Consider the following 16,777-nt stretch of genomic DNA (forward strand, 5'->3'; position numbering starts at 1 on the left):
TGGGTCGGATATTCGGGGTGACGGCTGATCGACGGAGCCATAGCCTGCGTCCGTGAATCGCGTCGGGGAGGGCCACGATGAGCGCGTTCGAATTCTTCTTCAGCTTTTACGGGCTGCTGCTTGGCCTGTCGGTGGCCGAACTGGTCGGCGGGTTCGCGCGGCTGCTGCATGAGCGCCACCGCGTACAGTTCGGTTGGCTGACACCATTGCTGGCCCTGTTCGTGGCCCTGGATCTGGCGACCTTCTGGAACCAGGCCTGGATGTTCTTTCGCGGAGCCCCCTTCAACCCGGCGCTGCTGTTGGTCGGCCTGGTTATCGCCGCCACCTTCTACGTGGCGGCCAGCGTGACCTTTCCTCGCGTCAATGCCGAGGGCGCGGCGACCCGCATCGATCTCGATCAGCATTTCTGGGTCCACCGGCGCCTGGTCTTCGGCTGCGTGCTGGCGGCCAATGCCATGGTGTGGGTGCTGTTGGGTTTGCTGGCGCTGTGGGACGCCGAGTGGGCCGCCATCTGGTCACCGCGCCTGGCGATCGGGGTCTGCATATTTGCCTTCGGGACGGCGACAGCCGCCTTTGCTCCGTCCCGGAAGGTGGTCGCTGCAGCGCTTCTTGTCGTTCTGGCCTATACGCTTTGGAACATGCTGCGCGCCGGGACCATGCTGATCGCCTCAGGCGCCTGGTCGCCCGCCTTGGGTGGTGGCTGAGGCTTGCCAGACAGCCCGGATCGGCCGACGAAGACCCATGCGCCCCCTCCTCTTCTCTGCGGCCCTGGCCGCCCTTGTCAGTAGCGTGAGCCCCGCCATGTCCCAAACCCTGCCCAACACCGCGCCCTGGGACCAGCCCTTCCTGCCGCCCGCCCCTGATTGGGACGGGGCCAGCCGTGCCCTCCTTCGCGATGCGTCCGACCCCTGGGTGACGGCGTTCGAAGCGGACGCCGAGCATGATTTCTCGCCCGACTACGCGGACACGCGGGCCTGGTTCGATCGGCTGGACGCCGCCTCCGACCTGATCCGCATCGAGGTGTTCGGCACCTCGCCCGAGGGACGGCCGATCTATGCCGTCGTCGCGTCCAAAGACGGCGAGACCCTTGATCCATCCAAGCCGGTCCTTCTGGCGCAGGCCGGAATCCATCCGGGCGAGATCGACGGCAAGGACGCGGGCATGATGCTGCTGCGCGATATCGCCTTCTATGGCCGTGACGACCTGCTGGACGGGGTCAATCTGATCCTGATCCCGATCCTCAGCGTCGACGGGCATGAACGCGCTTCCGCCTATTCCCGGCCGAACCAGCGCGGTCCGCGCATCCAGGGCTGGCGCAATACTGCCACCAACCAGAACCTCAACCGCGACTACATGAAGCTGGATCAGGCCGAGATGCAGGCCGTCCGGGGTCTGGTTCTGAAATATCAGCCCGACCTCTATGTGGACATCCACGTCACCGACGGCATGGATTACCAGTACGACGTGACCTACGGCTATAACGGCGAGGACGGAGCCTATTCGCGCAGTCCGGCCACAGCCACCTGGCTGGATACGGCCTTCAAGCCTGTCATGAACGCTGCCCTGGAGGCTCAGGGCCATATTCCGGGTCAGCTGGTCTTCGGGATCGACGACGCCAATCCCCGTGCGGGCCTGTCGGACGGCGGACTGGGCGAGCGTTTCTCGAATGGCTGGGGCTCGGCGGCCCATGTGCCCACCATTCTGATCGAGAACCACAGCCTGAAGCCGCACGAGCAGCGGGTGCTGGGCACCTATGTCTTCCTGGAAACCGCCCTCACGCTGCTTGCGACGGAGGGGGCCGGGCTGCGAACTGCCATTGCGGCCGACCGGGCGCTGAGGCCGGAGCAGATTCCCGCCAACTTCGTCTCCGATCCCACGCCCGTCGAGACCCGTGCGTTCAAGGGTATCCTCTATGAAACCTACGACAGCCCCGCCTCGGGCCGTCAGGAAATCCGCTGGCTTGGCCAAGCCGATCCCGAACTGTGGCAGATGCCCTTCTATGGCTCGCGGCCCAGCCTGATGCTGGACCGGCCGACCGCCTATTGGGTGCCCGCGCATCGGGCCGACCTGATCGCGCGGCTTCGCCTCCACGGCATTCAGATGGAGACCTTGGCCGAACCCCGAACCGTTCCGGTCCAGATGCTGCGCCTGAACGATCCGGTACTGGCGACACGCACCAACGAAGCGCACGTTGCCGTCACCGTAACCTCGGTCACACCGGTGGAACGCGACTGGACCTGGCCGGCCGGATCGGTGCGTATTCCGACGGATCAGCCTCTGGGGGACGTCGTGGTGCTGCTGCTGGAGCCGCAGTCCAGCGAGAGCTTCTTTGCCTGGGGCATGATCACCGAAGTGCTCAATCGGGTGGAATACATCGAGGGCTATGCCATCGCCCCGCTCGCCGAGGCCATGCTGGCGGCCGATCCTGCGCTGAAGGCCGAGTTCGAGGCCCGCTTGGCCGCCGATCCCGCTTTTGCTGCCAATGGTGACGCTCGCCTGCAATGGTTCTATGAAAGGACGCCGTTCGCCGATGATCGGTATCGGCTCTATCCGATCGCGCGAGAGAACTGAGGGTGGACATGCCCGATATGACAGCCGCTCAGGCCGCCTCCCTCTGGAGCGGTTTGCTGGTTCTGCTGCTGGTGCTGCTGTCTGTTCGCGTCGTGATGGCCCGACGATCGCATCGGGTCCTGCTCGGAGACGGGGGCGTGGCTCAGGTGACATTGGCCGGGCGGGTCTTTGGCAATGCAGCGGAATACATTCCCGCCGGCATCGCAGCCCTGGCCCTGCTGGCACTGCTCGGCATGCCAGCCATGGCCATTCACATCATCGGCGGCCTGTTGCTGGCCGGTCGCGTGGTCCATGCCGTCAGCCTGAGCGACAAACGCCCGACGGCTGGGCGGGTCGCTGGCATGGCAATGACCTTCCTGGCCCTGATCGGGGCAGGATCGATGCTGGTGGTGCACGCCTTCGTCTGAGCAGGCCGCGCGCGGTTGCAGCATGGCCCCGGTCCCGCCATATCGGGGCATGTCCGATGCCTCACCCTCGACCGCCCTCCTTCACGATCTGATCACGGCGGCCCGCAACGCCGGTGCCGATGCCGCGGAGGCCGTATCCTCTGAACGCCAGTCCCTGTCCGTCGGGGTCCGCAATGGCACTCTGGAGGATGTGGAGCGCGAGGAAGCGCGCGACCTGTCGCTGAGAGTCTTCGTGGGCCGTCGACAGGCTACGGTCTCTGCCTCGGACCTGTCGGAGGGGACCCGCGCCCGTCTGGTCGAGCGGGCCGTCGCCATGGCCCGGCTGGCTCCCGAAGACCCCTACGCCGGACTGGCCCCCGAGGATTGGCTGGCGCGCGGCCCCTTCCCCGATCTGGATCTCTATGACCCCAGCGATCAGAATGCTGAGGCTCTGGAAGCGCAGGCACGAGAGGTCGAGGCCGCGGCCCTGGCGGTGCCCGGCGTCGCCCGGTCGGAGGGAGGCCACGCCTCTGTGTCCAAGACCCGGTGGCGGCTGCTGACGTCACACGGCTTCGACGGTGTGCATCAGGGCAGTGTGTTCTCACTGGGCGCTGGCGTGATCGCCGAAAAGGACGGGGCCATGGAACGGGGCGGCGAAAGCCGGGCTCTGCGCCACCTGTCCGACATGCCGTCGCCCGTCGCCATCGGCACGGTGGCCGGGGAACGGGCTGTCGCCAGTTTGGGGCCGCGCAAGATCGCCTCGACGACCGCCCCGGTGATCTTCGACCGTCGCGTGGCAGGCCAGGTCTTGTCACCCCTGCTGTCGGCCATATCGGGCCCCTCGATTGCACGGGGCACCTCGTTTCTGAAGGACCGCATGGGACAGGCCGTGCTGGCTCCGGGCGCGACCTTGGTCGACGACCCTTTCCGTCCGCGCGGCATGGCCTCTACGCCCTATGACGACGAGGGCGTCGAAGTCAGGCGCCAATCAATCATTGACGACGGGGTCCTGACCACCTGGTTGCTCAACAGTGCATCGGCCGCCCAGCTTGGTCTCGTGTCGACAGGCCATGCGTCGCGAGGGGCCGCTGGTCCTGCTGGCGTCGCGGGTCATAATATGCACCTGGAGCCGGGTGAACGGGATCAGGCCGCGCTGATGGCCGACGCCGGCTCCGGCCTGTTGATCACTTCCATGTTCGGCCCTTCGCTCAACGCCAATACCGGAGACTGGTCGGCGGGGGTGTCGGGCTTCTGGTTCGAAAACGGGCAGATCGCCTGGCCGGTCAGCGAGATCACGGTCGCGGGCAAGCTGACCGAACTGTGGCTGCGGATGGAGCGCGGATCGGACCTGGAGTTCCGTGGTGGCTTCAACGTGCCCTCCTTGATGTTCGATGCGGTGGCTATCGCTGGAAAATGAATGCCCTGGCTGACGATCTTGATCTGATACGCGAAGCTGCCATCGCCGCCGGTGCCCTGGCCGTGGCCGAGCGGGAGGCCGGGCTGAAGATTTGGTCCAAGTCCGGGGGTTCTCCCGTCACCAGTGCCGATCTGGCCGTCGATGCCTTTCTGAAGGATCGTCTGCTGGGCGCGCGCCCCGACTATGGCTGGCTGTCGGAAGAGACACCGGACGGCGCAGAGCGGCTGTCGAAAGCGCGCGTTTTCGTGGTCGATCCGATCGACGGGACTGTCGCCTTCATGAAGGGAAAGCCCTGGTGGTGCGTGCCCATCGCGGTTGTGGAAGACGGGCGTCCGGTCGCGGCGGTCATCCATGCCCCGATGCTGAACGAGACCTTCGAGGCGACCCTGGGCGGGGGCGCGCGCCTGAACGGCAGAGCCATTGCCGCCTCGGACGCCGATACGCTGGATGACGCCGCCGTCCTGGCCGACGCCCGGCTGATGGAAGGACCGCAATGGCCCGAGCCCTGGCCGGAGATGCGCTTCGAGAAGCGGAACGCCCTGGCCTATCGCATGGCCCTCGTGGCAGCAGGCGCCTTCGACGCGACTATAGCCCTGACGCCGAAGTGGGACTGGGACGTGTGTGCCGGCGCTCTTATCGCCGAGGAGGCTGGAGCCAGGGTCAGCGATCACCACGGCCGGTCTTGGGTTTTCAACCGCCCGGACCCTCGCCAGGCCAGCCTTGTCTGCTCGGCGCCGGCGCTGCACCCGTTGATCCTTCGCCGCACAGGGCCTATCCCGCTGGCCCCATAGCCCGTCCCCCCCCTTTTTGAGAGACCCTGCCATGTCAGACGCCCCCAAGATGGACGATCCCCAACTGCTTCACCTCGTGATCGGCGGAGAGCTGCGTCACCTGGATGCCCCGGTATTTCGCGATCTGTCCAAGGTCGAGTTCGTCGGTGCCTTTCCGAACTATGAGGAGGCCCGCAAGGCGTGGAAGGCCCGCGCCCAGGCCACCGTCGACAATGCCCACATGCGCTATTTCATCCTTCATGCGCACCGGATGATCGACCCTCGCGGCGACGCCAGCCACGGCTGAGCGGGAACGGCCCGTTTGCAAGGACGCTTTGCAGATGGGATTGAAACCGCAGGAGACGTGACATGGCCCCCACTCTGATCGTCCTGGCCCTGATCGCGATGGGGGTCGGCATTGTGTTGTGGGCCACGCGTCGCAGGCCGGCCCGTCCCGTTGAGCAACGTCTGGACCAGGACACGGCCTGGAACGACCCGGTTACATCGCAAGGGGATGCGCCGCAGACCCCTGTGCAGCCCCCTCAGTCCCCGTTTCCCCCTGCCGACCCTTCGGAGCCACGCCAGTGACTGTATTCGGAACGACGCTGGACACCATGGGAGTGTTCAGCCTGGTCAGCATGCTGACCCTGCTGGTCTATTGGATGTTCGTGCTACGCGACGAGAAGCGCTGGCTGTCATGGTTCCGCAGCTGGGAGGCCGATCGCAAGGCCCGCCGTCTGGCCGAAGAGGCATCCGAGGGCGCCCCGCCGCCGCATCCATCGTCGCGCAAGGGGCCCTGGGGCTGACCTCTATTCCCGGCGAAGGATCTTGTCCGTCAGGACCGTGCCCCACCATCCGGCCTTGAACTCTGCACGAATAGCTTTGGGGTCATAGGCCGCACTGTCGATCCAGTCGATGAAGCTCACGCCGGTCGGCTCCACCTCGGCGATGTATTTTTCCAGCATGAAGTCCAGCACGCCGGTCAGACCTTCGCGGTGGTGCAGGTATTTCTTGGACAGCTGTTCGATGGCTACCGAAATGGGCTCGCCCAGGTGAAAATGGCGATACAGGACCGCCATCATCCCGGCACGGTCCGCGCCCGACTTGCAATGGATCAGAACCGGGTATTCGATCTGTCGGAAAAGGTCGCGCGCCCGGTGGATGCGGTCGCGCCCCGGGGCGTCGCGCGAGTCGAGCGGCGCATCAATCAGGGTCAGTCCCAATCGGGCGCAGGCATCCTTTTCCAGCGCATAATAGCTTTCGTCCCGCGCCCCGCGCAGGTTGATCACCGTGCGGATCCCCTTGGCCTTCCACGCCTCCAGCTGCCGGGGTGAAGGCTGGTTGGTTCGCACCAGGTCCGGTCCGAGCCAATGGGCGTTGGAAAAGGCGAGACGCAGAAAGGCGTGATCGGTCCAGAAATAATCCCAGTGGGCCTTGAAACGCCCCCAGGGTGTCGAGAGATCGAACCGCGTCATGGCGGGGCAGATAGCCCATCGGCACGCAGGCGTCATCTGGTCCGTTCAACGGCGGGCAACACCGCGATTCAGCGTCATCTCCCGTCCACGCCGCGCTTGACTTGGCCCGCGTCACGTCCGACCGAAGGGCCATGACGACCACGCCTGCCGCCCACGAAGAAAAGGAACCGTTGCGCCCGCTGCTGCTGCGGATCTGGCGCGACTACCTGTCCACGCGAAAGGCGCGGCTGTTCACCTCCATGCTGTGCGCGGCGGTTGCCGGCGGGATGGCGGCGCTGACGCTGAAACTGCTGGAACCGGCCATCGACGGCCTGTTCGTCAACGTCGACAGCCCGTTCAGCCTGTGGGGCGTCATCGACATCCCGCCAGGCCAGGGGATGATCTATATTCCGATCGTCATCGTGCTGGTGGGCCTGGTCTGGACGGTTGCGTCGCTGGGACAGGCCGCGCTGGTCAACCGCCTGGGTCACGGCATTGTCGGCGACATCCAGATACGCCTGTTCGGCGCCATGATCCGCGCCGACCTGGCCCGGCTACGCAGCCAGCACTCGGGCGCCTTTGTCTCCAGTGTCCTGTTCGATGCCAACCTGGTGCGAGAGGCGTTCACCAACGGGGTGGTCAACTACACCCAGCACAGCCTGACGCTGATTGCCGTTCTGGTCTCGATGGCCTTCATCGACTGGCAGCTGACGGCGATCGTCCTGTTGGGCGTTCCCCTGGTCAGCCTAATCCTGCGCCGGTTTTCCAAGCGCACGCGCAAGGCCACGCGCGGAGCCATGACCGAGACCGAGAACCTGTCCACCGCGCTGATGGAAAACCTGGACGGGGTCCGCCTGATCAAGATCGAAAACCGTGAGGCGGCCGAGGAGGCCCGCGTCGGCGCGGTCGTTGCCCGGCGTCAGCGGCACATCATCAAATCGGCCGACAGCCGCGCCTTTGCCGGTCCGTTCAGCAATTTGGTGTCCATGATCGTCGTCGCGGCGGTGATGGCCTATGCCGGATGGCGCGCGCGGGACGGGGCGATGACGGTGGGGGCGTTTGCCGCCTTCATCGGTCTGCTGATGGCTGCCGGCCAGTCGCTGCGTCAGGTGACCAATCTGCAGACGGTCATGAGCGAGGGCCTGACGGCGGCCCAGCGCCTGTTCCGCGCCCTGGATATCGAGCCCGAGATCCGCGAGGCTCCCGATGCCGTGCGCCTGCTGCCCGGCCGAGCCACGGTGGCCTTCGAACATGTCTCGTTCGCCTATGGCACAGACCGCGCCGAGCCCACGCTTTCGGACGTCTCCCTGACGGTCCAGGCGGGCGAGACGGTGGCCCTGGTCGGCCCGTCCGGTGGCGGAAAGAGCAGCCTGCTCAGTCTCTTGCCGCGCTTCTACGACGTTACGGCAGGCACCGTCCGGATCAATGGGCACGACATCCGCCAGGTGCGGCTGCACGATCTCCGCGACCAGATTGCCCTGGTCACTCAGGAGCCTTTCCTGTTCGACGACACGGTCGCGGCGAACATCGCCTATGGGCGCCCCGGCACGTCAGAGGCGGACATTGTCGAGGCGGCGCGCTCGGCCGCTGCGCACGACTTCATTCAGGACCTGCCCGAGGGCTATGTCACCCGTGTCGGAGAGGCTGGGATGCGACTGTCAGGCGGGCAGCGCCAGCGCATCGCCATCGCCCGCGCCTTCCTGAAGGATGCCCCCATTCTGTTGCTGGACGAGGCCACCAGCGCCCTGGACACCGAGAGCGAAGCCCTAGTTCAGGCGGCCCTGGAGCGGCTGATGGCCGGTCGCGCCACCCTGATGATCGCCCACCGCCTGTCCACCGTGCGCCGGGCGGACCGGATTCATGTGATCTCTGCCGGCCGGATCGTAGAGACCGGCACGCATGAGGCGCTGACGGCCCAGGACGGCCTGTATGCCCGTCTGGCCCGCGCTCAATCCCTGGACGGAGAGCCTGCACCAAGCGTGGAGACCGTGGCATGAGACCGCTGCACAATCCTGTCATCCAGGCCATTCTGGCCTGGATCATCGCGGTGTGGCTTCGCTTCTGTTTCGCCACCATCCGCTGGACGCGCGAGAACGAGCATCTGGCCGAGGAAGTCTGGGCTCAGGGCGGAGGCGTGCTGGTGGCCTTCTGGCATTGCCGCGGTCCCCTGTCTGCGGCCAGCTGGCCCCAAGATCGCGCCACGCCGGCAAAGGCCCTGGTGTCGCTCAGCCGCGACGGACAGTTCATGACGCGCGCCATCGGACATCTGGGCTTTCCGGCCATTCGCGGATCTTCGGCCAAGAAGGGCGACGGCGCTGGTGAAAGAGGCGGTGCCATCGCGGTGCGCGAGATCCTGCGTCAACTGAAGGTGGGCGGGGTCGCCCTGTCGCCCGATGGCCCGCGCGGCCCCGCCAACCAGATGGGCCAGGGCCTGCCCGTCATGGCCAAGCTGTCCGGCGCGCCGGTCCTGATGCTGGGAATCTCCTGCTATCCCGCGTTCCGCCTCAAGACCTGGGATCGCAACATCATCCCGCGGCCCTTTGGCCGGGGGGCGATCGTCTGGGATCGCGTCGATTATCCCAAGGGGGCCGATCCGGAACAGGTCGCGCTGGATTGGACGGCACGCCTGAATGCGGTCGAGGCGAGGGCCGACGCGATCACGGGCCTGACGTGAGCCTGGCGCTCAAGGCCTATCGACTGGCGACCCGCCTGTTCGAGCCGCTGGCACCGCGGCTGCTGGACGCCCGCGTGAAACAGGGCAAGGAGGACGCTCGGCGCGTGGATGAGCGTCTGGGTATTGCCGGTGTCGCCCGCCCGGACGGCGCGCTGATCTGGCTGCACGGTGTCAGTGTGGGCGAGACGCTGTCGCTGTTGCCGGTGGTGGAGCGAGCCAGGGCCGCCCGGCCCGACCTTGCGATCCTGGTGACGTCCGGCACCCTGACCTCGGCCCAGATCCTGTCGCGTCGCCTGCCACCGGGCGTGATCCATCAGTTCGCCCCGATCGACGGTCCGGCTGCGACCGCCGCCTTCCTGGACCACTGGCGGCCGTCACTCGGCGTCTTTGTCGAGAGCGAGCTGTGGCCCAATCTGATCCTGGCGGCGCGTGACCGCGGCATTCCTCTGGCTCTGGCCAGCGCCCGCATCACGCAAAAGAGCTCCGACGGCTGGGCCCGCTTTCCGGCCGCCGCGCGTCAGCTGCTGGGCGCGTTCGACCGCATCCTGCCTCAGGATGCTGCATCGGCGGCGCGTCTGCAGAGTCTGGGCGGACGGGTCGATGGCGAGGTGAACCTGAAGCTTGCGGGTGGCCCCCTGCCCCATGACGCGGCAGCCTTCACAGCGCTCAGCGCCGCCATCGGCGACCGGCCCGTGGTCGTGGCCGCCAGCACGCACGAGGGCGAAGAGCTGGCTCTGGTCCGCGCCCTGGACCATCTGGCCGACCGCCTGTGCCTGATCCTTGTGCCCCGCCATCCCGAGCGGGCGGCGGCCATCGCCCAGGCCCTGACACGCGATGGCTATGCCCATGCCCAAAGATCGCTGGGTCAGCCTCTGACGGGCGAAACAGATCTCTATATCGCCGACACCCTGGGCGAGATGGGCCTGTTCCTGCGTCTGGCCGATGTCGTCGTCATGGGCGGGTCTTTCGGCCCGGCCTTGGGGCTGGATCCCGTTGGTGGGCACAATCCGTTGGAACCTGCACGGCTGAGCAAGCCCACGGTCGCCGGGCCAGACTGCAGCAACTGGGCCTCGGTCACCCATTCGCTGGTTCAGGCCGGTGGTCTGGCCATCGCCGCCTCCCTCAGCGATCTGCCGGGGCTTGTCGCACCGCTGCTGGCCGACCCGGCTCTGGCCCGCGCCATGGGCGAAAACGGTCGGCGGGCTGCGGCCGAGGCCGGCTCCGGGGTCGATGTCCTGTGGACGGCCATCAGCCCCCTGTTGCCCGCCGCCCCCGCCAGGAAGGCACGCCAATGAAGCTGTCGACGCCGCGTTGGTGGTACAGGCGCGATCGAAACCATGCGCCGATGACCCGGCTGCTGCTGAAGCCGCTGTCCTGGATCTGGGCTGGCGTTACGGCCCGCCGCATTGCCCGAACCCTCCCCACCGATGCGAGGGTGCCTGTCATCTCGATCGGCAATCTGACGGTCGGCGGATCGGGCAAGACGCCGGTCGCGCGCGAGGTTCTGCGCCTGCTGAACGCGAGCGGCCTTGCAGCCCATGGCCTTTCGCGCGGCTATGGCGGCACGCTGGCCGGACCGGTGCGTGTCGATCCGTCCGTACATACGGCCCTGGACGTCGGCGACGAGCCCATCATGCTGGCTCAGGACGCTTCGATGTGGGTTGCGCGCGATCGAGTCGCAGGCGCGCGCGCAGCGGCCCAGAACGGGGCTCAGATCGTCGTGCTGGACGACGGCCATCAAAACCCGATCCTGAAGAAGCACCTCAACCTGATCGTCGTGGATGGCGAGACGCGCCACGACGAATGGCCTTTCGGAGACGGCTCCGTCTTCCCGTCCGGCCCGATGCGCGAGCCCTTGCGGGCCGGGCTGGCGCGGGCCGATGCGGTGGTCATCCTGCTGCCTGCCGATCTGGAGGCGGCCGACCCTGACCTGACCGCCACCTTCGCGCCCCTGCCGGTCTTCATTGCCCGGCTGAAGGCTGACGCCCCGCCACCATCAGGGCCGCAGGTCGGTTTTGCCGGCATCGCCAAACCGTGGAAGGTCGAGCGGGCCCTGATCGCTGCTGGATGCGATCTCGTCGACTTCGTGCCCTTTCCTGACCATGCGGCCTATTCGGAACCCGACCTGGAGCTTCTGGCTCAGAGGTCCGCGCTGTTCGAGGCCGGGCTGGTCACGACGGAAAAGGATTGGGTTCGGCTGCCCCCCGAGTGGCGAGCGAGGGTCGCCGTCTGGCCGGTTCGGGCGATATTCGACGACGAGGCGGCCCTCAACGCCCTGCTTCAGTCGGCGCGGTAGATCACACCGCCCCTCATCACAAAGGTGACGCGCTCCAGTTCGGTGACGTCGCTGAGGGGGTCGCCAGCGACCGCGATCAGGTCGGCCGGCATGCCCGGCGCGATCCGGCCCGCTTCGTTCGAAATCCGCAGATGTTCGGCAGCGCCGACCGTGGCGGCCTGAATTGCCTCCAGAGGCGTCAGCCCCGCCTGGACCAGCAGGGCGAATTCCTGGGCATTGTCTCCGTGAGCCGAGACGCCGCTGTCGGTTCCAAAGGCAATGCGCACACCGCCATCATGGGCCCGCCCGGCCATGGCCAGCATCCGCGGCCCTGCCTCCAGCGCCTTGGCGGTCTGGGCCGGGGTGAAGAAGTTGTCCGGACCCGACGCCACCCGCGCCACATAGTCCCCGGCCAGCAGGGTCGGCACCAGCCAGGCGCCGCTCTGGCGCATCAAGCGGATCGATTCAGCGTCCAGATAGGTGCCATGCTCGATGGAGTCCCCGCCCGCTCGCAGGAAGGCGTTGATGCCGTCCGCGCCATGGGCATGGGCGGTGACCTGACGGCCCATGCGATGGGCAACCTCGACGATGGCGGCCAGCTCCGCATCCGTGAACTGCTGCCCCAGGCCAGCGGCCGTGTTGGACAGGACGCCGCCCGTCGAGGTGATCTTGATGATGTCCGCACCGGAACGCACCTGCGTCCGGACCGCACGCATGCAGTCATCAGGCCCCGAGCACACCGATTCCGGTGACAGAATGTGCAGCACGTCGTCGCGATAGCCGTTGGCGTCGCCGTGCCCGCCATGGACCGAAACTGAGGAGCCCGACGCGATCACGCGCGGCCCCACCACGTCGCCGCGTGCGATGCCGGCCCTCAAGGCGAAGACTGCCTCGTTCGGTCCGCCAAGGTCGGCCACGGTCGTGAAGCCGGCCATCAGGGTGCGACGCGCATATCCTGCACCGATCATCGCGCGGTCGGCGTCGGTCCGGGTGACGACATCCAGCCGCCCGGTGGGGCTCTGCTGGCTGGTCAGATGGACATGGCTGTCGATCAGTCCGGGCAGGACGAAACGGTCGCGCAGATCGACGACCTGCCCCTCCCCGACGAAGCCGTCGCGGATTTCGACCACCTGGTTCCCTGTGATCACAATAGTTTTATTGCGTAGCACAACGCCGTTCGACGGATCCGCAAGCAGCTGACCCACTTGAACGAACTGCGTTCGTGCCTCGGGCGAAACGGCAGGCTGCGAGGGGGTTTGCTGGGCCTGGCTCGCCGTTGCGAACAGGCCGAACACAGCAAGGGCCAGGGTCAGGGTCTTCATGGTCGCCTCCCGGAACAAGGCTTGCACCATAACGACCGGACCGATTCCGCCAAGGCTCAGGTTGAAACGCCGGTCCGGTTTTGAAACAAACGGTCACCTGTGGTGAAACCGCGCGAAGGGCGTCGCATGCGGCTATCGAGACGAGGACTGATACTGGGCGGTTCGGCCATGCTGGCCGGATGTTCTTCGGGCGCTGTCGCCACCGTGCAAGCGGCCGGAACGACCCCGCAAGTCGCGGTGCAGCCGCGCCCGCCGATGATCGTCACTACCGCCGGTCCAGAAATCCCGCCGCCGCTGGATCCCAATAATCTGGTTCGCAAGGATCTGATGGAGCGGGCCATGGCGGCCCTGGATATCCACCACCGCCGGGTTCCCCTGCGCGACCGAATGTATCTGGTGGACTTCAAGCGCCACTCGGGTGAGCCGCGACTGTATGAAGTCGATCTTGTCGCGGGCCGGGTGACAGCCCTGCGGACCAGCCACGGACGCGGTTCCGATCCGGCGCATACCGGATATGCCGCCGACTTCTCGAACACACCCGACAGCTACATGTCCTCGATCGGGGCGTTCGCCACCGCCGGGGCCAGCTGGGGCCCGCAGCAGGGCCCCAACATTCTTCTCGATGGCCTCGAGTATTCGAACGACAAGGCCCGCGAGCGCGCCATCATCGTGCACGGCGCCGACTATGCCGATCCCGACTTCCTGGCCCGAGAGGGCAAGCTGGGCCGGTCGTACGGCTGCTTCTCGGTCGCGCATGCAGACCTGCCCAGCCTGCGCGAGCGGATGGGCGAAGGCCGCCTGCTGTTCGCCTTCGCCTGAGCCGCCTAGCGTCTATTCGTTGCCGTGGGCGGCTTCGTTGATGACCTGTGACGGCATGGAAGAGAAATCCACGCTGACCGGCTTGGCCGCCTTCAACTGAAACGTCCTGATGACGTGCTCCAGGCGGCGACGCACTTCGCGTTCGGCCTCGCTCTTTCCATCCAGTTCCAGCGGGGCCAAGCAGAAGTCGATGATGGCCTGGGGGCGGTTCAGCGGTTCCATGTCGGTCTTTCCTGCAAAATCGGCAGTCGGGAAGCACCGCCGAGTCCGATCGGAATCAAACACGCCGAACTCTGGATTGATACAGAAAAGCGCAGGGTCGCCGGCCGATCCTATGGAGCGTCCTGAAGCACGGCCATCAGGCCCGGTACGAAAAGCTGCGCCCCGGCCAGGCTGGGGTGGGTGCCATCGAAATACAGCAGGCCGCGGTTCGGCTCATAGATGCGGCAGCGTGCAGCATCGCAGAACAGGTCCGCCGGATCCACGACCGTGATGCCGCGCGGCGCGGCAAAGGCGCGGATATGGGATGCCACGGCACCCGTCGCCCGATCGTGGTCGGCTCGCGCCATGCCGAGGCTTTCTGGATCGCGCCCGAACCGCAGCGCCAGTCCCGCCTCCGACGGAGGGTCGAAGTCGTAGGAGGGAATGGGCAGGATGATGACCACCTGCTTGCCCGCCTTTCGCAACTGATCTGCCGCGGCCAGCATGGTGTCAGGCATGCCCGAGGTCGGGTCGGCTGCGTGCCCCACATAGTGGGCCATCAGGATCACGGTCCGCAGGTCCGGGTCTGCGGTGATCGCGGCCATGATCTGGCGGTTATGGTCACCGCAGTTGTCGGTGCGGTCACTTACCTCGGCGGGACAGCCCGAGGCGGTGATGGAGCGCAGCGCCTGCCCTCGCTCACCCAAGGCCCGGCCCAGAACAGGAGCCAGTTCGGCCCCGATGCTGTCGCTCCAGATGGCCACGGCCGGTGCCGACCCGGCAGCGCCGTAACGGCAGGTCTCGGCATAGGGCAGCGTCCCGTTCGACCGCTTGTGACACCGATCGCGATCGGGGTTGTAGTTCTGGGCGGCGGCGAAAAGGGCCTGCTCCGGCGCGGCGAACCGCTGGGGCACACCGTTCAGATTATAGACGACGACGCAGATCAGGATGGAAGCCGTGGTCGCGGCCAGGGCCGGCCACCAGACCGGCTTGATGCGGCCATCCAGCCAGGGTTCCTCGACATAGCGCCGCGACACCCAGGCCAGACCGAAAGACAGCACCACCGCCGTCGCCGTCACCCAGGGCGACAGACCAAACGCCAGATGCCCATAGACCAGCAGCGGCCAGTGCCAGAGATAGAGGGAGTAGGACATGTCCCCCACCACGACCAGAGGCCGCGCCTCCAGCAGCCGGTTCGCCTGACCGCCCGTGGCCACCAGCATCGCCGCCGTACCCAGACACGGCATCAGGGCCCACAGCCCCGGAAATGGCGTCGTGTCGCTGAGCACCAACAGACTGACGGCAATCGCCGCGAACCCCAGCCAGGACAGCACCTGGCGCATCGGCTGACGCGGCCGGACGTATCGCACCACGCCGACGCACAGGGCTCCGATCAGCAGCTCCACGGCCCGGGCGAAGGGATGATAGAAGGCCTTGACCGGATCATTGGCCACATAGTCCTGGGCCACGTACAGCGAGACCAGGGCCAGTATCAGCAGCACCGGCCAGAGCAGCCGCCGCGCGAACCGGTGCACTGCCAGGAGCAGCGGCGGAAACAGCAGATAGAACTGCTCCTCAACCCCCAGGGACCAGGTGTGCAGCAGGGGCCGCAGCGCCGCATCCGGGTCGAAGTATCCGCTGATACGGATGAAGGCGAGATTGGAGACGAACAGGTTGGTGAAGAACTGCGTCAGCGCCAGCTCGGTCAGGGCGGTCGGCGACAGCAGGATCAGCCCGCAGATCATCGAAAACGCCAGCACCGGGAACAGGGCCGGAAACAGCCGCCGGATCCGGCGCTTGTAAAAGCCGGTCAGCGAGAACTGCCGCTGATCCAGTTCGCGCATCAGGATGCCGGTGATCAGGAAGCCCGACAGCACGAAGAAGACATCGACCCCGACGAAACCGCCCGGCAACAGCCCCGCCCAGGCGTGGTGGATGACCACGGCCAGCACGGCAACCGCCCGCAGACCCTGGATGTCAGCCCTGCGGTGATGGATGGGCGATGCCAGGTTCGATTCTGCGCTCATGGGCTTGTGCCTAACACGCCGTTGCGAGGCGGCGAACGAGGGAATGCCAGGGGCTTGCTCTGGGCTGCGATGGACTTCACCGGCCGAAACTGGCAATTCCAGCCCTCAGTCCGCGCAGTCTGGAACAGGTATTGCCATGTCCGCCGCCCATGCCGCCCCCGACGTCGCCCAGTCCACGCAGGGCCACGCGCCCGAATATCAGGGACCGCTGCTGAACCTGGCGGCGCTGGATGCCACGCCGTCCAGTTCCGAACCCTATCAGCACGTCCTGGTCGGCGACATGCTGTTCCCCGGCGCTGCCGAGGCACTGGCCGCCGCCTATCCGGACATTACCGTCAACGGCTACATCACGGTCGAGCCCGAGGCGCTGTCGCCCCTGTTCAAGCAGTTGGACGCCGAGCTGAAGGGGCCGGAACTGACCGAAGCCCTGTCGCGCAAATTCGGCCGCGACATGCATGCCTATCCGCGTCTTGTGACCATGCACCGCTGGTCCCACGGCAAGGAAGGCCACATCCACACCGATTCAGAGCGCAAGGTCATGACCATGCTGCTGTATCTGAACGAGAGCTGGGACAAGACCCAGGGGGGCAGCCTGCGCGTCCTTTATGACGGCAAGAATTTCGAGCCCTATGCGCTGGAAGTGCCGCCGCTGAACGGCACGGTGTTCGCCTTCACGCGCTCGGACAACTCCTGGCATGGTCACCGGCCCTTCGTCGGGGAACGCCGGGTGATCCAGGTGACCTGGCTTCGTGATGCCGACGCCCTGGAACGCAAGTCTTCGAACAACAGCTTCCATCAGAAGCTGAAGCGCTTGTTCACCGGCAAGAAGGCCAAGCCCGAACCGATGATGTGACGGCGGCG

Annotated in this window: 18 protein-coding genes; 14 read left to right on the forward strand and 4 right to left on the reverse strand. The window is 66.5% G+C overall.

Annotated features, from left to right (window positions below; translation table 11 throughout):
* The first annotated feature begins 77 nt into the window (after nt 1–77).
* The 8 genes from JIP62_RS04475 to JIP62_RS04510 all read left to right on the forward strand — a co-directional run bounded on the left by JIP62_RS04475 (nt 78) and on the right by JIP62_RS04510 (nt 5,950).
* Nucleotides 78–704: a hypothetical protein gene (locus JIP62_RS04475; protein WP_201103712.1), complete on the forward strand. Its 627-nt coding sequence runs from the start codon at nt 78–80 to the stop codon at nt 702–704.
* A gap of 37 nt (nt 705–741) precedes the next feature.
* Nucleotides 742–2,571 carry a M14 family metallopeptidase gene (locus tag JIP62_RS04480; RefSeq protein ID WP_201103713.1) on the forward strand — a complete coding sequence of 610 codons (1,830 nt, stop codon included), beginning with the start codon at nt 742–744 and terminating at the stop codon, nt 2,569–2,571.
* 8 nt (nt 2,572–2,579) lie between these two features.
* Complete coding sequence (locus JIP62_RS04485) at nt 2,580–2,978, forward strand: MAPEG family protein (RefSeq protein ID WP_201103714.1); 399 nt, start codon at nt 2,580–2,582, stop codon at nt 2,976–2,978.
* A gap of 49 nt (nt 2,979–3,027) precedes the next feature.
* Nucleotides 3,028–4,374, forward strand: coding sequence for a TldD/PmbA family protein (locus JIP62_RS04490; protein WP_201103715.1), 1,347 nt, complete (start codon nt 3,028–3,030; stop codon nt 4,372–4,374).
* A complete protein-coding gene (locus tag JIP62_RS04495) occupies nt 4,371–5,165 on the forward strand; it encodes a 3'(2'),5'-bisphosphate nucleotidase CysQ (protein ID WP_201103716.1) in 795 nt (264 codons plus the stop codon). Before JIP62_RS04490 ends, JIP62_RS04495 begins: the two co-directional genes overlap by 4 nt.
* A 49-nt stretch (nt 5,166–5,214) precedes the next feature.
* The gene (locus JIP62_RS04500) at nt 5,215–5,451 is read left to right on the forward strand and encodes a DUF4170 domain-containing protein (protein WP_201104576.1); all 237 of its coding nucleotides are present in this window, start codon (nt 5,215–5,217) and stop codon (nt 5,449–5,451) included.
* 62 nt (nt 5,452–5,513) lie between these two features.
* Nucleotides 5,514–5,732, forward strand: a complete 219-nt coding sequence (locus JIP62_RS04505; RefSeq protein WP_201103717.1) for a hypothetical protein — start codon at nt 5,514–5,516, stop codon at nt 5,730–5,732.
* Nucleotides 5,729–5,950: a hypothetical protein gene (locus tag JIP62_RS04510; RefSeq protein WP_201103718.1), complete on the forward strand. Its 222-nt coding sequence runs from the start codon at nt 5,729–5,731 to the stop codon at nt 5,948–5,950. Before JIP62_RS04505 ends, JIP62_RS04510 begins: the two co-directional genes overlap by 4 nt.
* A 3-nt stretch (nt 5,951–5,953) precedes the next feature.
* On the opposite strand, the gene JIP62_RS04515 is transcribed toward JIP62_RS04510, so the two are convergent.
* Nucleotides 5,954–6,619: a phosphatase domain-containing putative toxin gene (locus JIP62_RS04515; RefSeq protein WP_201103719.1), complete on the reverse strand. Its 666-nt coding sequence runs from the start codon at nt 6,617–6,619 to the stop codon at nt 5,954–5,956.
* A gap of 131 nt (nt 6,620–6,750) precedes the next feature.
* Between JIP62_RS04515 and JIP62_RS04520 the strand changes: the two genes are divergently transcribed.
* Genes JIP62_RS04520 through lpxK form a run of 4 tightly spaced genes read left to right on the forward strand, consistent with a single transcriptional unit; the run spans nt 6,751 to nt 11,568 of the window.
* The gene (locus JIP62_RS04520) at nt 6,751–8,595 is read left to right on the forward strand and encodes an ABC transporter ATP-binding protein (protein ID WP_201103720.1); all 1,845 of its coding nucleotides are present in this window, start codon (nt 6,751–6,753) and stop codon (nt 8,593–8,595) included.
* Nucleotides 8,592–9,272, forward strand: a complete 681-nt coding sequence (locus tag JIP62_RS04525; RefSeq protein ID WP_201103721.1) for a lysophospholipid acyltransferase family protein — start codon at nt 8,592–8,594, stop codon at nt 9,270–9,272. Before JIP62_RS04520 ends, JIP62_RS04525 begins: the two co-directional genes overlap by 4 nt.
* Nucleotides 9,269–10,567: a 3-deoxy-D-manno-octulosonic acid transferase gene (locus tag JIP62_RS04530; protein WP_201103722.1), complete on the forward strand. Its 1,299-nt coding sequence runs from the start codon at nt 9,269–9,271 to the stop codon at nt 10,565–10,567. Before JIP62_RS04525 ends, JIP62_RS04530 begins: the two co-directional genes overlap by 4 nt.
* Nucleotides 10,564–11,568, forward strand: coding sequence for a tetraacyldisaccharide 4'-kinase (gene lpxK, locus JIP62_RS04535; RefSeq protein WP_201103723.1), 1,005 nt, complete (start codon nt 10,564–10,566; stop codon nt 11,566–11,568). The genes JIP62_RS04530 and lpxK overlap by 4 nt, the downstream gene beginning before the upstream one ends.
* Here the strand turns inward: lpxK and JIP62_RS04540 are convergent.
* Complete coding sequence (locus JIP62_RS04540) at nt 11,553–12,869, reverse strand: metal-dependent hydrolase family protein (RefSeq protein WP_201103724.1); 1,317 nt, start codon at nt 12,867–12,869, stop codon at nt 11,553–11,555. The genes lpxK and JIP62_RS04540 overlap by 16 nt on opposite strands.
* A 126-nt stretch (nt 12,870–12,995) precedes the next feature.
* Here JIP62_RS04540 and JIP62_RS04545 point away from each other — a divergent pair, with 126 nt between their 5' ends.
* A complete protein-coding gene (locus tag JIP62_RS04545) occupies nt 12,996–13,688 on the forward strand; it encodes a murein L,D-transpeptidase catalytic domain family protein (RefSeq protein WP_201103725.1) in 693 nt (230 codons plus the stop codon).
* Nucleotides 13,689–13,700: 12 nt separating this feature from the next.
* Here the strand turns inward: JIP62_RS04545 and JIP62_RS04550 are convergent, their stop codons facing one another.
* Nucleotides 13,701–13,910, reverse strand: a complete 210-nt coding sequence (locus JIP62_RS04550; RefSeq protein ID WP_201103726.1) for a hypothetical protein — start codon at nt 13,908–13,910, stop codon at nt 13,701–13,703.
* Nucleotides 13,911–14,020: 110 nt separating this feature from the next.
* Entirely contained in the window at nt 14,021–15,916 is a 1,896-nt protein-coding gene (locus JIP62_RS04555; RefSeq protein WP_201103727.1) for an acyltransferase family protein, read from the reverse strand.
* 136 nt (nt 15,917–16,052) lie between these two features.
* On the opposite strand from JIP62_RS04555, the gene JIP62_RS04560 reads away from it, so the two are divergent.
* Nucleotides 16,053–16,769: a 2OG-Fe(II) oxygenase gene (locus JIP62_RS04560; RefSeq protein ID WP_201103728.1), complete on the forward strand. Its 717-nt coding sequence runs from the start codon at nt 16,053–16,055 to the stop codon at nt 16,767–16,769.
* The last annotated feature ends 8 nt before the right edge of the window (nt 16,770–16,777 follow it).

Origin of the sequence: Brevundimonas vitisensis, assembly GCF_016656965.1 — a bacterium.
GTDB lineage: Bacteria > Pseudomonadota > Alphaproteobacteria > Caulobacterales > Caulobacteraceae > Brevundimonas > Brevundimonas vitisensis.

Bases quoted from the DNA above. Each gene is read 5' to 3' on its own strand.
- JIP62_RS04475 (WP_201103712.1), top strand. From the start codon at position 78: ATGAGCGCGTTCGAATTCTTCTTCAGCTTTTACGGGCTGCTGCTTGGC.
- JIP62_RS04480 (WP_201103713.1), top strand. From the start codon at position 742: ATGCGCCCCCTCCTCTTCTCTGCGGCCCTGGCCGCCCTTGTCAGTAGC.
- JIP62_RS04485 (WP_201103714.1), top strand. From the start codon at position 2,580: ATGCCCGATATGACAGCCGCTCAGGCCGCCTCCCTCTGGAGCGGTTTG.
- JIP62_RS04490 (WP_201103715.1), top strand. From the start codon at position 3,028: ATGTCCGATGCCTCACCCTCGACCGCCCTCCTTCACGATCTGATCACG.
- JIP62_RS04495 (WP_201103716.1), top strand. From the start codon at position 4,371: ATGAATGCCCTGGCTGACGATCTTGATCTGATACGCGAAGCTGCCATC.
- JIP62_RS04500 (WP_201104576.1), top strand. From the start codon at position 5,215: ATGGACGATCCCCAACTGCTTCACCTCGTGATCGGCGGAGAGCTGCGT.
- JIP62_RS04505 (WP_201103717.1), top strand. From the start codon at position 5,514: ATGGCCCCCACTCTGATCGTCCTGGCCCTGATCGCGATGGGGGTCGGC.
- JIP62_RS04515 (WP_201103719.1), bottom strand. From the start codon at position 6,619: ATGACGCGGTTCGATCTCTCGACACCCTGGGGGCGTTTCAAGGCCCAC.
- JIP62_RS04520 (WP_201103720.1), top strand. From the start codon at position 6,751: ATGACGACCACGCCTGCCGCCCACGAAGAAAAGGAACCGTTGCGCCCG.
- JIP62_RS04525 (WP_201103721.1), top strand. From the start codon at position 8,592: ATGAGACCGCTGCACAATCCTGTCATCCAGGCCATTCTGGCCTGGATC.
- lpxK (WP_201103723.1), top strand. From the start codon at position 10,564: ATGAAGCTGTCGACGCCGCGTTGGTGGTACAGGCGCGATCGAAACCAT.
- JIP62_RS04540 (WP_201103724.1), bottom strand. From the start codon at position 12,869: ATGAAGACCCTGACCCTGGCCCTTGCTGTGTTCGGCCTGTTCGCAACG.
- JIP62_RS04545 (WP_201103725.1), top strand. From the start codon at position 12,996: ATGCGGCTATCGAGACGAGGACTGATACTGGGCGGTTCGGCCATGCTG.
- JIP62_RS04550 (WP_201103726.1), bottom strand. From the start codon at position 13,910: ATGGAACCGCTGAACCGCCCCCAGGCCATCATCGACTTCTGCTTGGCC.
- JIP62_RS04555 (WP_201103727.1), bottom strand. From the start codon at position 15,916: ATGAGCGCAGAATCGAACCTGGCATCGCCCATCCATCACCGCAGGGCT.
- JIP62_RS04560 (WP_201103728.1), top strand. From the start codon at position 16,053: ATGTCCGCCGCCCATGCCGCCCCCGACGTCGCCCAGTCCACGCAGGGC.